The organism is Subtercola vilae, assembly GCF_004923255.1.
GTDB classification, from domain to species: domain Bacteria; phylum Actinomycetota; class Actinomycetes; order Actinomycetales; family Microbacteriaceae; genus Subtercola; species Subtercola vilae.
Genome location: NZ_QYRT01000027.1, coordinates 1 through 14,956, shown reverse-complemented (window position 1 = coordinate 14,956; position 14,956 = coordinate 1). Strand labels below are relative to the sequence as shown.

The window sequence follows — 14,956 nt, the reverse complement described above, 5'->3', positions numbered from 1 at the left end:
CTACGGCCCCGGTACGACACAGCGCCCGGTACGACCGAAGTGAGCGGTCAGGCGGTGGCCGGCTCGAAGAAGGTGCCGATCGGATGCCCGGCGAGCGCCTCACTCACGAGAGTGGCCGAGGTCACCAGAACGGCGGTACCGGCATCCGCAGCCAAGCGGGCGGCCGAGACCTTCGTCGCAGCTCCCCCGGTGCCCACACCGGCCGCGCCCACATCACCGAACGTGACATCGGCCAGCAGGTCGCCGACCGTCACATCGACGATCTTCACGGCGCCGGGCTCCTGTGGCGGCCGCGTATACAGCGCGTCGACGTCGGACAGGAGCACGAGCAGGTCGGCCTTCACCAGCACCGATACAAGCGCGGCGAGGCGATCGTTGTCGCCGAACCGGATCTCGTGCGTGGCGACGGTGTCGTTCTCGTTCACGATGGGCAGGATGCGAAGGCCGAGCAGGCGTTCCATGGCGCGCTGGGCGTTCATGCGGTGGCTCGGGTTCTCGAGGTCGCCGGCCGTCAGCAGAACCTGGCCCGCCACGATGCCGAAGCGGTCGAGGCTGTCTTGGTAGCGGTAGATGAGCACGTTCTGGCCCACTGCGGCCGCGGCCTGCTGGGTGGCGAGGTCGGTCGGTCGCGAGTCGAGCTGCAGGTAGGGCATACCCGTGGCGATGGCACCGGACGACACGAGGATGACCTCCGCGCCTCGCCCGTGAGCCTCAGCCAAGGCACTGACCAACGGCCCGATCTGGCCGGCGTTCTCCCCGCTGATCGACGACGAGCCGACCTTCACGACCACGCGGCGTGCGCTGGGGATCTGCTCGCGCGACGCGATCGGGCCTCGGTTCACGCGTCTTCCCGCGAGCTCTCGCCAGCGGCATCCGCGGAAACGGCATCCGCAGTCACATCTGCAGCAGCACTGCTGTCAGCAGAACTGTCGCCCGTGTCGCCGGTGCGGCCCTCGCTGTCGTAGTCGGGCACGGTGAGGCCATCGGCCTCCTCGTCGCCCCAGAGACCGGCCTCTTTCTCGCGCACGAGTTCGGCGCGGGCCTCAGACTTGGCGTTCATCATCTCGACGTAACGCTCACGACGGGTCTGGTTGGTTCGGCGGTTGTTCTGGTCGATGCGCGGGTCGGTGCCGCGGGGTGCGGTCACCAGTTCGGCGGTCGAGGTGAGCGTGGGCTCCCAGTCGAAGATGATGCCGTTGCCCGGGCCGATGACCACGGTCGAACCGCCCACGGCGCCGGCGCGGAACAGTTCGTCTTCGACGCCCAGCTTCGCCAGGCGGTCGGCGAGGAAGCCGATGGCCTCTTCGTTGGTGAAGTCGGTCTGGGCCACCCAGCGCTGCGGCTTCTGGCCGAGCACACGGTAGATGTTGCCGAACGAACCACCCTCGACCTTGACCACGAAATCGGTTGTGTCGACGGCCTGCGGGCGGATGACGATGCGGGGCTTGGCCGCGTCGTCAGCGGCTTCTGCACGGGCCTTCTCAACGATCTCGGCCAGCGCGAACGACAGTGCCGGTAGGCCCTCGTGGCTGGCGGTGGAGATCTCGAAGACACGGTATCCGCGCGCCTCGAGGTCGGCGCGCACGAAGTCGGCGAGTTCACGCGCTTCGGGTACGTCTATTTTGTTCAGCGCGATGAGCTGGGGGCGTTCGAGCAGCGGCAGCTGGCCATCCGGAACCGGGTAGGCCGCAAGCTCGACCAAGATGATGTCGAGGTCGCTGATGGGGTCGCGGCCGGGGTCGAGCGTGGCGCAGTCGAGCACGTGCAGCAGGGCGCTGCAGCGTTCGACGTGGCGGAGGAACTCGAGCCCGAGGCCCTTGCCCTCGCTGGCACCCTCGATGAGGCCGGGAACGTCTGCGACCGTGTAGCGGGTCTCGCCGGCCTGAACGACACCGAGGTTCGGGTGCAGGGTGGTGAAGGGGTAGTCGGCGATCTTCGGCTTGGCCGCAGACATGGCTGCAACCAGGCTCGACTTGCCGGCGGAGGGGTAGCCCACGAGCGCGATGTCGGCAACGGTCTTCAGTTCGAGAAAGACGTCGCCTTCCCAGCCCGGCGTGCCGAGCAGAGCGAAACCGGGGGCTTTGCGCTTGCTGGAGGCGAGCGCCGCGTTGCCGAGGCCGCCCTGGCCACCCGGGGCGACGACGATGCGCATTCCCGGTTCGTCCATATCGACGAGCACGGTGCCGTCGGCGTCTTTGACCACGGTGCCCACGGGAACGTTCAGCACGAGCTCACCGCTCGTGAAGCCGCTCTTGTGGTCGCCCATGCCGGGGCCGCCGTTCTCACTCGAACGGTGCGGCCGACGGTGGAAGTCGAGGATGGTCGTGGTCTGCGGCGAGCTCTCGAGAACGATGTCGCCGCCATTGCCACCGTTGCCACCGTCGGGGCCGGCCAGCGGCTTGAACTTCTCGCGCTTGATCGAGACACACCCGTTGCCGCCGTCGCCGGCACGCAGATGGAGGGTCACCTGGTCAACAAACGTTGCCATTTGCTCTCCTTCTAAAGACTTGTCGAACTAAAAAAACAGGCCGAACTAAAAAAAACAGGCCGAACTAAAAAAAACAGGGACGAGCCGAAGCCCGCCCCTGCCAAAACAAGAGATACCTGACTAGGCGGAAACCGCGACAGCCTCGGCAACCGGAACCACAATGTTGATGACCTTGCGGCCACCCTTCTGGCCGAACTGCACGGAGCCCGCTTCGAGAGCGAACAGAGTGTCGTCGCCGCCACGGCCGACGTTCACGCCGGGGTGGAAGTGGGTGCCACGCTGGCGAACGATGATCTCGCCGGCGGAGACGACCTGGCCGCCGAAGCGCTTCACGCCGAGACGCTGAGCGTTGGAGTCACGACCGTTGCGAGTAGAACTCGCGCCTTTTTTGTGTGCCATTTGTTCTACCTGCCCTTACTTGATCGTGGTGACCTTGACACGAGTGAGCTCCTGGCGGTGGCCTTGGCGCTTCTTGTATCCGGTCTTGTTCTTGAACTTCTGGATGACGATCTTCGGGCCGCGGAGGTCTTCGAGAACCTCAGCCGTGACCGTGATCTTGGCAAGCTTCGCCGAGTCAGACGTGATTTTCTCACCGTCGACCAGCAACACCGCTGCCAGCTGGATGTTGCCGTCTTTGTCGGCCTTGATTCGGTCGAGGGTGACGATAGTGCCGACCTCTACCTTTTCTTGCCGACCACCGGCGCGCACAACTGCGTAAACCACTTCACGTACCTATTCTCTAAAAAGGCCAATTAGCCACAGTAGCCCCTGCGATTCAGGGGCAAAAAACTTGTATCGGTTGCGCGGGCAAAGCCGTGCGCGCACCAACGGTCTACTTTAGCCGATGCGGCTACCCCGGTCAAACGCACCGGCGTGGCTGGTCGTGCTGCCGTGGCTGGCTGCCGCGTGACGTTCGTAGACTGACGGGATGACCGTGCTCATCGATGTGCCACGCTGGCCTGCCCACAACACTCTGTGGTCACACCTGGTGAGTGACACGTCGCTCGACGAGCTGCACCGGTTCGCGGCCGGTCAGGGTATTCCCCGCCGCGGGTTCGATCTAGACCATTATGACGTACCGGAGGCCCGGTACGACGAACTGGTGGCAGCGGGCGCCCGGCCCGCGACCATGCGCGAGATCGTACTCGCGCTCCGCACCAGCGGCCTGCGTGTCGCTGGGCGTGACCGACCCGCGAAGTGAGACGGCCGCACAGTGGCCGCCTCATGTGCGCGACTGCCTGCGTCTGATCACGCGCCCCTGATCTGCCGGCACGCTGAAGCGCGCGGCCGGCAGATCGGAGACAGTCGCTAGTCGGTCTTCTTGTCGATGGTGGGCGTCACCGGGGCGCTGAGCGCCGCCGTGGAGACCCTGCGGCTGCGCGAACGGCCCTGCCCGGGCTGCTTAGGCTCAGGAAGCGCTTCGAGCACCGAGTCGAGCATCTTGGCCGCATCCTCGCGCTTGCGGCGCTGGGGCGCTGCCGCCGCGGGGATGTCGAACAGCGGGAGTTCGGTGTGCCCACCGGATGCCGGGGCCGTCGATGTGACCGGCGTCGACTCGGCGGGCGCCGAGGTCACGGGCGCTGTCGCCGCACCGGAGGAAGCCGGTGCCGACTCGGCGAACACTGCTGCCGATTCGGTGGCGACAACGCCCTCAGCGGGCTGAGCGTCGGCTCCTGCTGCTGCACGCTGGCTGCGTGACCGGCGCGAGTTGCGGCGCGAACGCTGCGACGGCTCGGCCGAAGCCTGCTCCGGGGCGGGCTCGGTCGGCTCTGCGGTTGACGACGGCTCGCCAGTACCCTGAGCCACATCGGCACGGGCAGCGGATGCGTCGGCCGACAAGGCCGGTGCGGCATCCGGAGCAGCATGGTCGGCATTCGAGCCCATGCTGACGCTCTCTTCGAGCGTCGCGACGAGTTCGCTGAGGGCGGCATCGGTGGCCGGGGTCGAAGCGGCGCCATGTGCGTGCTCGGGCTTCACGCCGTTGGCCGCGGCGATGGTGCTGGCCGCGATCTTCGCGAGAGCCGATTGGGCGGCGGGGGTGATGCTGTGCGTCACTCCGGGGGCGTGCGAGGAGCCGTTCGACGACGAGGAGCCGTTGCCGTTGGATCCGTTGCTATTGCCATTGCCGTTGCCGTTGCCGTTCGAACCGTTGCCGCTGTTGCCACCGCCATTACCACCGTTGCCGCCCTTCGAGCGGGCACGACGTTCGGGCTGCGGCGTCTGCTGCTGGCCGCGGTGCTTCGAGGAGGGGTCGTGCTGAACGATCACACCGCGACCGGCGCACACCTCGCAGGGCTCGCTGAACGACTCGAGCAGGCCGAGGCCCAGCTTCTTGCGGGTCATCTGAACCAGACCGAGAGAGGTGACCTCTGCCACCTGATGCTTCGTGCGGTCGCGGCTGAGGCACTCGACGAGTCGGCGCAGCACGAGGTCGCGGTTCGACTCGAGCACCATGTCGATGAAGTCGACCACGATGATGCCCCCGATGTCGCGGAGGCGCATCTGGCGCACTACTTCGTCGGCCGCCTCGAGGTTGTTCTTGGTGACGGTCTCTTCGAGGTTGCCGCCCGAGCCGACGAACTTGCCGGTGTTCACGTCGACCACGGTCATGGCCTCGGTGCGGTCGATGACCAGCGATCCGCCAGAGGGCAGCCAGACCTTGCGGTCGAGCGCCTTCTCGATCTGCTCGCTGATGCGGTACTGGTCGAAGATGTCGTTCTGGCCCTCGTAGACCTCGATGCGGTCGACCAGGTCGGGAGCAACCTGGGCCAGGTAGGTCTCGATGGTGCTGCGGGCGTCTGAACCGCTGATGACCAGCTTGTGGAAGTCTTCGTTGAAGACGTCACGAATGATCTTGATGAGCAGGTCAGGCTCGCCGTGCAGCTGCGCGGGAGCCTGCAGCGTCTTCACCTGGGTGCTGATGGCCGCCCACTGGCTGATCAGACGGTTCACGTCGAGCGTGAGCTGCTCTTCGCTCGCACCCTCGGCGGCGGTGCGCACGATGACGCCCACGTTCTCGGGCAGAACCTCTTTGAGGATCTTCTTCAGGCGAGCGCGCTCGGTGTCGGGGAGCTTGCGGCTGATGCCGTTCATGTTGCCGTTCGGCACGTACACGAGGTACCGGCCCGGCAGCGAGAGCTGGCTCGTGAGCCTGGCGCCCTTATGACCGACAGGGTCTTTGGTGACCTGCACGAGCACGGTGTCGCCCGGCTTCAGTGCGAGTTCGATGCGGCGGGGCTGGTTGCCCGTGTCGGCGGCATCCCAGTCGACCTCGCCGGAGTAGAGCACGGCGTTCCGGCCGCGGCCGATGTCGACGAAGGCGGCTTCCATGCTGGGCAGAACGTTCTGCACGCGACCGAGGTAGACGTTGCCGATGAGCGAGGCTTCGGCAGCCTTGGCCACGTAGTGCTCGACCAGAACGCCGTCTTCGAGCACGCCGATCTGAATACGGTCATGGCTCGAGCGCACGATCATGCTGCGGTCGACCGACTCGCGCCGGGCGAGAAACTCCGCCTCGGTGATGACGGGGCGGCGGCGGCCTGCATCGCGACCGTCACGGCGGCGCTGCTTCTTGGCCTCGAGGCGGGTCGAACCCTTGATGCGCTGCGGCTCGGTGATGAGCTCGGGGGCCTGCACCTGGCGGGGCGGGCGAACCTTGACGACGGTGTTCGGCGGCAGATCATCCGGCAGCCGGCTCTCGTCACCGCTGCGGCGGCGGGTGCGGCGCCTGACGGTGGTGTCGGCATCGCTGTCGCGGGCGGCACGGTCGTCGTCGAAGTCGCCGTTGTCGGCGCGGTTGTCGCTGCGGGTGTCTGAACGGTTGTCACCGCGGCCGCCGGAGCGGTTGTCGCGAGCCGAGTCACGGTCGCGGTTGTCACGATCACGATCACGGCTGTCGCGGTCGCGGTTGTCACGGCTGTCGCGGTCGCGGCTGTCACGATCCCGGTTGTCACGACTGTCGCGGTCACGGTCGCGGTTCGCGTCGCGGCCCTCTCGGCCACCAGCGGCAGCACCGTCGCGGCGGTCGTAGTCGTCGAAATCGTCGTCGAACTCGCGGTCGCGGCGGCCTGAGCCGGCGCGCGGCGGCAGCGGCTGGATGTCGGGGGCCTGGAAGAGCAGCGACGTGGTCGTGCGCGGCGCCGGCGTCTGCGGAGCGGCCGGAGCCTGGCTCAGCTCGGGCTCGAGCCACGGCTCACCCGAACCCGCCTCGATGTTCTCGCCCGTCGTAGTGTCTGAACCTGTTGAATCGTTCACGGAAACCTTCACATCTGTTGAGGTCGTCGCCTGGCCGTTCGGGGCCGCAGAGGAGTCTGCAGCCGCTCGCGTGGCCGGGCGGTCGACGGTGCCGGGAGACGTCGGATCGGGCAGGGCTGGCGTACGGGCCTCGCCCGTCACAGGCAGGGCGAGAGCTGAGCTCTCTGCCGCCTTGCGTGCAGCCTTCCGCCCACCGAACAGCCGTGACCGTCGTTTGACCGGGGGATCTTGCTCACTGTGGGTATTGTCTTCCACCATTACTGGTGCACTCCTAGCCCTGGTGAGGCGACCGCGCCGCCTACCCGGGTACTCTCTCGTGCGAATTCTCACCTTCGTGAGACTCGCAAATCCTTCACGCAACCGACCGGCTTGAGCTCTGGTCGATCATTCGTGTGTTTCTTTTACTCGAGCGCCCGGTTCAGGCAGGCTCGAAAAGCTTTTTTGCTGTCATTCGGGCGCGGCCCGTCTGGCATGGCTCAATTATCGCACGCATTCCCAGATGAGGGGGCAAACCGGTGTGCGAGAATGCCACAGTGATGCCAGAAACAGCGCTCCAACGCCGCCCCATCGGGTTGGCGATCTTTCTCATTGTTGCCGGGGTCGTGGGCTGGGTGGCCTCGTTCACGCTCACGCTCGAGAAGATCGAGACCCTCATCAACCCGAGCTACGTACCCTCGTGCAACATCTCGGTGCTGGTCAGCTGTGGGCCGAACATGGCCAGCGCCCAGGGCTCGCTCTTCGGGTTTCCGAACCCCATCATCGGGGTGGCATGCTTCGTCGCCGTGATTGTGGTGGGGGTGGGCATCCTCGCCGGCGCGCGCTTCGCAAAGTGGTTCTGGGTGCTGTTCAACGTGGGCATCGCGCTCGCCCTGGTCTTCGTGATCTGGCTGATCAGCGTGAGCATCTTCGTGCTCGGCACGCTCTGCCCGTACTGCATGGTCGTGTGGGTCACGGTGATTCCGCTGTTCTGGTATGTCACCGCCTACAACCTCAAAGAGGGCCACATTCCCGTACCGGTTGCGGTACGAAACGTCGTGGCCCTCTTCTATCCGTTCATCTGGATGCTCGTGATTCTGTCGTACCTCGTGATCGCGGTGCTGGCGCAGTTGCGCCTCGACGCGATCGCGTCGCTCACGAACAGTTGAGCATCCCGAACCGTGAGTGTGTGACCCGCAGGCTCAGCTGAACCAGAGAGCGAGTTCGCGGGCTGCCGACTCGGGCGAGTCGCTACCGTGAACGAGGTTCTGCTGAACCTTCAGACCCCAGTCGCGGCCGAGGTCACCGCGGATGGTGCCGGGAGCAGCCGTGCTCGGGTCGGTCGTGCCGGCCAGTGAGCGAAAGCCTTCGATGACGCGGTTGCCGGCGACACGCACGGCGAGAACGGGGCCCGACTCCATGAACTCGATCAGCGGCTCGTAGAACGGCTTGCCCTCGTGCTCTTCGTAGTGGGCAGCGAGCAGGCTGCGCTCGGGCTCGAACAGTTTGATGTCGACAAGCTGGTAGCCCTTGGTCTCGATGCGACGAAGAATCTCGCCGATGAGGTTGCGGGCCACGCCGTCGGGCTTGACGAGTACGAGGGTTTCTTCGACGTTCACGGTCACAGTCTTCTGCTTTCTGGGGTTTGAGGTTGCGATTGAGGTTGTTGGTGGTGCGGGTGCAGGTGCACGTGCACGTGCCGGCGAATCAGGCGTTGCGTGCGAGTTCGGCGTTGTCACGGTCGATTCTGCTGCCGCGAATCATGCAGAACACCCACATTCCGCCGAACAGCAGGGCAACGATCAGCATCAGCGGCACCAGCAGGGCCGACGCGAGAATGATGATCTGCAGGGCCCAGCCGAGAGCGATGCCGAGCGGCCGGTTCAGCAACGGGATGGTCGCCAGCAGCAGCACGCAGAGCGCTGCTCCCCCGCCGAGCGCGACCGGCCAGGGCAGCGCCTTCAGGCCGAAGATGGCGAGCGTGGCCAAGAACATGATGACCGACTCGAACCCGAGCACGATCGACGCGAGGCTCTCGCGAACGGTGCGCTGGCGGCGCTGGCGCTGCTGGCGGCCACCGCGGCGCGGCGCGGCTGGCGCATGAGGCTCGCCACCGTCGTGCGGCTCGCCGGCAGGCAGCGGCTCGGTCACGGCTTCCACCCCTCGTCACGGGCCAGCGTGATGATCTCGCCCACGAGCGTGATCGACCCGGTCACGAGCACCGCTCCGCGATCGGATGCCCCCGCCGACTCCCTCGCCAGCTCGGCCGCCACGCGGGGGTCGAGTTCGACCACCACCCGCTCGGCGCCGACGATGCCCACAACGATCGACGCCAGCTCGTCGGCGTCGATCGCCCGGTCGGAGCCCGACTGGGTGACGACGAACTCGTTCACGACGGGTTCGAGCGCTCGAATGATTCCCTCGGCATCTTTGTCGTCGAGCACGCTGACGACGGCAACGACCTTCTCGAACGAGAAGTACTCCTTCACCGCCGCCGCGAGCGCGATCGCTCCGCCCGGGTTGTGTGCAGCATCCACCAGCACCGTCGGCTCGGTGCCGACCAGCTGCAGGCGGCCGGGCGACGTGGCCGTGGCGAACGCCTCGACCAGCACGTCGTCGACGAGCGCGGTCGCTCCTCCGCCGAGGAACGACTCGACAGCGGCAACCGCCACCGCCGCGTTCTGGGCCTGGTGGCTGCCGTACAGCGGCAGGAAGATGTCGCGGTACGTGCCGGCGATGCCCTTGATCGACACCATCTGGCCGCCCACGGCCACGCTGGTCGAGAGAACACTGAAGTTCTCGCCCTCGGCGACGAGGTTCGACTCGCTGAGCTCGGCGGCCCGTTTCAGTTCGGCGAAGGCCTCTGGCTCCTGACGGGCCGTGACCACCTGTGCCGCCGGCTTCACGATGCCCGACTTGGTGCGGGCGATCTCGGCGACGGTGTTGCCAAGGCGCGCGGTGTGGTCGAGCGAGATGGGGGTGAACACCGCGACCTGGCCGTCGGCTACGTTGGTCGAATCCCACTCGCCGCCCATGCCCACCTCGATGACGCCCACGTCGATCGGCGCGTCGGCGAACGACGCGTACGCCAGAACAGTGAGGGCCTCGAAGAACGTGAGGCGGGGTTCGCCGGCACCGGTGAGTTCAGCATCCACCAGCCCGATGAAAGGACTGATGTCGGCCCAGTTCGCGGCGAGCGCCTCGTTGCTGATGGGCTTGCCGTCGATGACGATGCGCTCGTTCAGGCGCTCGAGGTGCGGGCTCGTGAACAGGCCGGTACGCAGCCCGTAGGCGCGCAGGATGCCCTCGGTGATGCGGCTCGTACTGGTCTTGCCGTTCGTGCCGGTGATGTGGATGATCGGGTACGCGTGGTGCGGGTCGCCGAGCAGCTCGACCACCTTGCGCGTGGCCGAGAGCCGGGGCTGCGGAGCCGCTTCGCCGAGGCGCGTGAGCAGCTCGGCGTACACCTCGTCTCCGGCCTCGACGAACTCGTCGGGCAGGTCGTCTTGGTCAGCGTTCTCGCCGTCGCCAGCACCCGTCACGAGCTGTTCGTCGTAGGCGTCGGCCATCTCGAACTCGGTGCGGTCGTCGGCGAAGAGCTCGTCGTCGGAGTACTCGTCGCCGTCGCCCTCACCGTCGCCCTGCTCGCTGCGGTCTTTCGTGCTGCGGTCGCGGTGCACACCGTCGCCCGGGTCGTCGCCGTAGCCCTCGTTCACCGGCGACTCGTCGTAGAGCTGAAAGAGCTCGTCGTCGGGGTTGCGGGGCGGGCGGCCGCCGTCGAGGGCAGCGTCGTCACCGTCGGTGTTGGTGGGATCAGACATTGGTAACTCCTCCTGCGCGGCTCACGGCCACGATGAACGCATCGGTGTTGGCGTAACGGCCCGCATCGATCAGGGCGTAGTGCTCGGGGGCGGTCGACACGAGCCGGCCGATCCACTCCGAAACCAAGACTCCACGATACTGCTCGAGGTTTCTGAAGTCGCGGGGTGAAACCACGGTGAATCGGGTGGCGAGGGTCTCTGCGTCGATGGCGACGACCCGGGCACTCTTCACCGCGGCGGCATCGGCGTCGGCGAAGAACACGAGGTCGAGCGTGATGCGGTCGCTCACGTCGAAGCCGGCCGACTTGCGGGTCTCCTGTACGGCGCGAATCACGTCGCGCGCCAGGCCCTCTGCCTCGAGAGCGGGTGTCGTGGTGGTGTCGAGCAGGGCGAAACCTCCGCCGGGCAGCAGGGCGAGTGCGAGGGCAGGGGCCTGGGCATCCGGAGCCGACGAATCAGCTGGCTCAGGATGCCCGGGGCCCGCCGCACCCGTCTCGAGCACCAGCTCGTACTCGGTCGGTTCGAGGGCGATGCCGCCGGCTGTGACGACGCCGTTCTCTTCGCTCCAGTCGCCCGAGCGGGCGGCCTTGATGACCAGCTGAACCTGTTTGCCGAGGCGGGGGCCAGCGGCGCGGGCGTTCACCGTGAGCTTCGAGGTGATGCCGAAGTCGGCGGCGCTCGTGGGGCTCTGCTCGACGAGCGTGACGGCTTTCACGTTCAGCTCTTCGCGCAGAATGTACTCGAAGCGCGCGAGGGCCTCGGTGTTCTCGGTGACGATGGTGAGCTGGGCGAGCGGCAACCGAACGCGCAGACCGTTCTGCTTGCGCAGCGACAGGGCCGTGGAGCTGATGGCACGCACCTGGTCCATGGTGTGCACGAGGCCAGGGTCGGCCGGGAAGCCGTTCTCGTTCGGCCAGTCTTCGAGGTGCACGCTGCGGCCGCCGGTGAGGCCCTGCCAGATGTTCTCGCCGATCAACGGCAGCAGCGGGGCCGCCACCCGGGTGAGGGTCTCGAGCACGGTGTACAGGGTGTCGAATGCCTCGCGGCTCTCGGTGCTGGTGCCGTCACCCGACCAGAAGCGGTCGCGTGAGCGGCGTACGTACCAGTTCGTGAGCACGTCGGCGAAGTCGCGGAGTTTCGCGGCGGCGGTGGTCGAATCGAGGGCCTCGAAGTCACTGGTGACGTCGCGGATGAGCTCGCGCGTCTTGGCCAGCAGGTAGCGGTCGAGCACGTCGGTCGAGTCGGTGCGCCAGGTGGCTTCGTAGCCGTCGGGGCCGGCGGCGTTGGCGTAGAGGGTGAAGAAGTAATAGGTGTTCCAGAGCGGCAGGAGGAACGCGCGCACCGACTCGCGGATGCCCTCCTCTGTGACCGCGAGGTTGCCGCCGCGGAGCACGGGTGAGCTCATGAGGAACCACCGCATGGCATCCGAGCCGTCGCGATCGAACACCTCGCTCACATCGGGGTAGTTGCGCAGACTTTTCGACATCTTCTGGCCGTCGTTGCCGAGCACGATGCCGTGGCTGACAACATTCTTGAACGCAGGGCGATCGAACAGGGCGGTGGAGAGAATATGCAGTGTGTAGAACCAGCCGCGGGTCTGGCCGATGTACTCGACGATGAAGTCGGCGGGGCTGTGGCTGTCGAACCAGTCACGGTTCTCGAACGGGTAGTGCACCTGGGCGAAGGGCATCGAGCCCGAGTCGAACCACACGTCGAAGACGTCATCGATGCGGCGCATCGTCGACTGCCCGGTGGGGTCGTCGGGGTTCGGGCGGGTGAGCTCGTCGATGAAGGGGCGGTGCAGGTCGGGCTCGCCCTCGGCGTTCAGCGGCAGGGTGCCGAAGTCGTTCTTGAGGTCGTCGAGCGAGCCGTAGACGTCGATGCGCGGGTACTCGGAGTTGTCGCTCTTCCACACCGGGATGGGCGAGCCGAAGTAGCGGTTGCGGGAGATCGACCAGTCGCGAGCGTTGCCGACCCACTTGCCGAACTGGCCGTACTTCACGTTCTCGGGCACCCACTCGATCTGCTCGTTGAGTTCCTCCATGCGGTCGCGAATCTCGGTGACGCGCACGAACCAGCTCGAGACCGCCTTGTAGATCAGCGGGTTGCGGCAGCGCCAGCAGTGCGGGTACGAGTGCTCGTAGCTCGCCTGGCGAAGCAGGCGGCCGTTCGCCTTCAGCAGCTGCGTGAGCGGCTTGTTCGCCTCGAACACCTGCAGCCCCGCCACCTCGGTGATGTTCGGCAAGAACCGGGCGCCCTCGTCGACCGAGATGATCACCGGAATACCGGCGGCCTCACAGATCTTCTGGTCTTCCTCGCCGTAGGCCGGCGCCTGGTGCACGATACCGGTGCCCTCGGTGGTCGACACGTAGTCGGCCACCAGAACCTGCCACGCGTTCTCGGTGCCGTAGGCCTCGACGTCGGCGTAGTAGTCCCACAGCCGGTCGTACTTCACGCCCGCGAGCTCGCGGCCGGTGATCGTGCGGCTGATGGATGCCCGGGCCTCGTCAGCCGAGTCGTAGCCCAGCTCCTTGGCGTAGTTGCCCACCAGGTCTTCGGCCAGAAGGTACTCGGCACCGAGCACGTCGGTCAGGGCATCCGGAGTCGCCGTCTCGCGCTGAACTTCGGCGTCGGGCGTGCCGTTCGGGCCAGAGGGCACGACGGCGTACGAGATGCCGGGGCCCACGGCGAGGGCGAGGTTGGTGGGCAGGGTCCACGGGGTAGTGGTCCAGGCGAGGGCGCGCACGGCGGTGAGGCCGAGCGCCTCGGCTTTCGTGCCCACGAGGGGAAAGGTGACTGTGACGGTCTGGTCTTGGCGCATCTTGTAGACGTCGTCGTCCATGCGCAGTTCGTGGTTGCTGAGCGGGGTCTCGTCGTGCCAGCAGTAGGGCAGCACCCTGAAGCCCTCGTACGCCAGTCCCTTGTCGTGCAGCTGCTTGAATGCCCAGATCACGCTCTCCATGAAGGTGGTGTCGAGCGTCTTGTAGTCGTTCTCGAAGTCGACCCAGCGGGCCTGGCGGGTGACATAGTCTTCCCACTCGCCGGTGTACTGCAGCACCGACTGTCGCGCGGCAGCGTTGAACTCGGCGATGCCCATCGCCTCGATCTCGCTTTTCTCGGTGATGCCGAGCTGGCGCATGGCTTCGAGTTCGGCCGGCAGGCCGTGGGTGTCCCAGCCGAACCGGCGGTGCACGAGCTTGCCGCGCATGGTCTGAAAACGGGGAAAGAGGTCTTTGGCGTAACCCGTGAGCAGGTGGCCGTAGTGCGGCAGACCGTTCGCAAAGGGAGGGCCATCGTAGAAGACCCATTCGGGGGCATTCTGCGCCTCGCGCTCGGCAAGGGATGCCTCGAAGGTGCCGTCGGCCTTCCAGAAGGCGAGCACCTGCTCTTCGATGGCGGGGAAGCTGGGGCTCGGGGTGACGGGCTGTGGGGCGGCTGCGGCGGCGGGGCCGTTCGTGGCGGCGCGGCCGAAGGCCGATGCGGGTGACTGCTTGGGGTAGGTCATGATTCTCCTGGAAGGCTGTTTCTGCTGCTGCCTGTTCCACGAGCACGCCACCACACTCTCGTGCGCGGCGCGGTACCAGCCCGCTTACTCCCCGTACCTCTCGGCCCGGCGAATCGCTTGTTCTTTGGCTGTGACGGGCCAGACCCGGCCGGTTCTACTGGGCTGAACCTTGCGGCTCAACCGTTCTTCCGGCGACTCCCCGGTGATGACCGGCTCATAGTCTTTTGGCAGCAATCTTACACGCCCCTCGTCGCTCGTAGACTTTGCTCGTGCACCAGAATCCGAAGCCGTCGAGGGGCCGCCCGCGGTCGTCGTCGCGCGAGCTGCTCGAAGACGCCGCGTTCGAGCTCTTTCTCGAGAACACCTACGCCAAGACCACCATCGACCAGATCACGCAGCGCGCGGGCGTCGGCCGCACCACCTTCTTCAACTACTTCGAAGGCAAGAGCGACGTGTTCTGGGTCGACGTCGACTCCACCTTCGCTGCCCTGACATCGGCTCTGGATGCCCGCCCCGCCGCCGATCCCGTCACCGATGCCCTCTGCGGAGCCCTCACCACGGTTGCCGCGGAGTTCGGTCCGTCACGAGTGCCCTGGATCCTCACCCAACACCCCCTCATCGGTGCCGTCGGCGAAGTGCAGGCGTCAGCACTCGCCCGCTTCACGCGCTGGGCGGGCATCCTCGCGACCTTCGCCGGAGTTCGCCTCGGGCTCGACCCCGCCGCCCTTCTCCCCCGCACCATCGCGTACTCGTTCACCAGCGCCCTCGTCGCCGCCGCCCAAGAATGGGCCGCCGCCGGCCCCGACCGCGGCTCCCTCGCCCCCTTCGTCGCCCACGAAGATCATGTCGTCGAGCGGGATGCCCGTGAGCTCGGCGAGCTTGTTCATTCCGTAGGCCTTGTCGATGCCCTGG

Annotated in this window: 11 protein-coding genes and 2 pseudogenes; 3 read left to right on the top strand and 10 right to left on the bottom strand. The window is 66.6% G+C overall.

The annotated features are described in order from the left end of the window. Positions 1–47: 47 nt before the first annotated feature. The 4 genes from proB to rplU all read right to left on the bottom strand — a co-directional run bounded on the left by proB (position 48) and on the right by rplU (position 3,211). Positions 48–842: a glutamate 5-kinase gene (proB, locus tag D4765_RS13085; protein ID WP_420824537.1), complete on the bottom strand. Its 795-nt coding sequence runs from the start codon at positions 840–842 to the stop codon at positions 48–50. Further along, positions 839–2,488, bottom strand: a complete 1,650-nt coding sequence (gene obgE, locus D4765_RS13080; RefSeq protein ID WP_136642748.1) for a GTPase ObgE — start codon at positions 2,486–2,488, stop codon at positions 839–841. Before obgE ends, proB begins: the two co-directional genes overlap by 4 nt. 120 nt (positions 2,489–2,608) lie before the next feature. Beyond that, a complete protein-coding gene (gene rpmA / locus D4765_RS13075) occupies positions 2,609–2,887 on the bottom strand; it encodes a 50S ribosomal protein L27 (RefSeq protein ID WP_136642747.1) in 279 nt (92 codons plus the stop codon). Positions 2,888–2,902: 15 nt separating this feature from the next. After that, a complete protein-coding gene (gene rplU, locus D4765_RS13070; protein WP_136642746.1) occupies positions 2,903–3,211 on the bottom strand; it encodes a 50S ribosomal protein L21 in 309 nt (102 codons plus the stop codon). Between the two features lie 205 nt (positions 3,212–3,416). On the opposite strand from rplU, the gene D4765_RS13065 reads away from it, so the two are divergent. After that, entirely contained in the window at positions 3,417–3,689 is a 273-nt protein-coding gene (locus D4765_RS13065) for a DUF4031 domain-containing protein (RefSeq protein ID WP_136642745.1), read from the top strand. Between the two features lie 107 nt (positions 3,690–3,796). On the opposite strand, the gene D4765_RS19735 is transcribed toward D4765_RS13065, so the two are convergent. Further along, positions 3,797–7,000: a ribonuclease E/G gene (locus D4765_RS19735; RefSeq protein ID WP_237280426.1), complete on the bottom strand. Its 3,204-nt coding sequence runs from the start codon at positions 6,998–7,000 to the stop codon at positions 3,797–3,799. Positions 7,001–7,278: 278 nt separating this feature from the next. On the opposite strand from D4765_RS19735, the gene D4765_RS13055 reads away from it, so the two are divergent. Next, a complete protein-coding gene (locus D4765_RS13055) occupies positions 7,279–7,887 on the top strand; it encodes a vitamin K epoxide reductase family protein (RefSeq protein WP_136642781.1) in 609 nt (202 codons plus the stop codon). A 33-nt stretch (positions 7,888–7,920) separates the two neighbouring features. Here the strand turns inward: D4765_RS13055 and ndk are convergent, their stop codons facing one another. The 4 genes from ndk to ileS form a co-directional block, all read right to left on the bottom strand. Next, complete coding sequence (ndk, locus tag D4765_RS13050) at positions 7,921–8,337, bottom strand: nucleoside-diphosphate kinase (RefSeq protein ID WP_136642744.1); 417 nt, start codon at positions 8,335–8,337, stop codon at positions 7,921–7,923. 88 nt (positions 8,338–8,425) lie between these two features. Continuing rightward, a complete protein-coding gene (locus tag D4765_RS13045) occupies positions 8,426–8,869 on the bottom strand; it encodes a DUF4233 domain-containing protein (protein ID WP_136642743.1) in 444 nt (147 codons plus the stop codon). Next, a complete protein-coding gene (locus D4765_RS13040; RefSeq protein ID WP_237280425.1) occupies positions 8,866–10,539 on the bottom strand; it encodes a bifunctional folylpolyglutamate synthase/dihydrofolate synthase in 1,674 nt (557 codons plus the stop codon). The genes D4765_RS13045 and D4765_RS13040 overlap by 4 nt, the downstream gene beginning before the upstream one ends. Continuing rightward, positions 10,532–14,044 (bottom strand): isoleucine--tRNA ligase, encoded by a 3,513-nt coding sequence (gene ileS / locus D4765_RS13035; RefSeq protein ID WP_136642742.1) that lies wholly within the window; start codon positions 14,042–14,044, stop codon positions 10,532–10,534. Before ileS ends, D4765_RS13040 begins: the two co-directional genes overlap by 8 nt. Before the next feature lie 269 nt (positions 14,045–14,313). On the opposite strand from ileS, the pseudogene D4765_RS13030 reads away from it, so the two are divergent. Further along, positions 14,314–14,784, top strand: a pseudogene (locus D4765_RS13030) (TetR/AcrR family transcriptional regulator); the annotation flags it as partial. An 87-nt stretch (positions 14,785–14,871) separates the two neighbouring features. Here the strand turns inward: D4765_RS13030 and D4765_RS19730 are convergent. Continuing rightward, positions 14,872–14,956 (bottom strand): annotated as a pseudogene (locus D4765_RS19730) (HAD family hydrolase); the annotation flags it as partial.

Coding starts and splice junctions, on each gene's coding strand:
- D4765_RS13055 (WP_136642781.1), top strand. CDS start 7,279: ATGCCAGAAACAGCGCTCCAACGCCGCCCCATCGGGTTGGCGATCTTT.
- D4765_RS13040 (WP_237280425.1), bottom strand. CDS start 10,539: ATGTCTGATCCCACCAACACCGACGGTGACGACGCTGCCCTCGACGGC.
- D4765_RS13065 (WP_136642745.1), top strand. CDS start 3,417: ATGACCGTGCTCATCGATGTGCCACGCTGGCCTGCCCACAACACTCTG.
- D4765_RS19735 (WP_237280426.1), bottom strand. CDS start 7,000: ATGGTGGAAGACAATACCCACAGTGAGCAAGATCCCCCGGTCAAACGA.
- ileS (WP_136642742.1), bottom strand. CDS start 14,044: ATGACCTACCCCAAGCAGTCACCCGCATCGGCCTTCGGCCGCGCCGCC.
- rpmA (WP_136642747.1), bottom strand. CDS start 2,887: ATGGCACACAAAAAAGGCGCGAGTTCTACTCGCAACGGTCGTGACTCC.
- obgE (WP_136642748.1), bottom strand. CDS start 2,488: ATGGCAACGTTTGTTGACCAGGTGACCCTCCATCTGCGTGCCGGCGAC.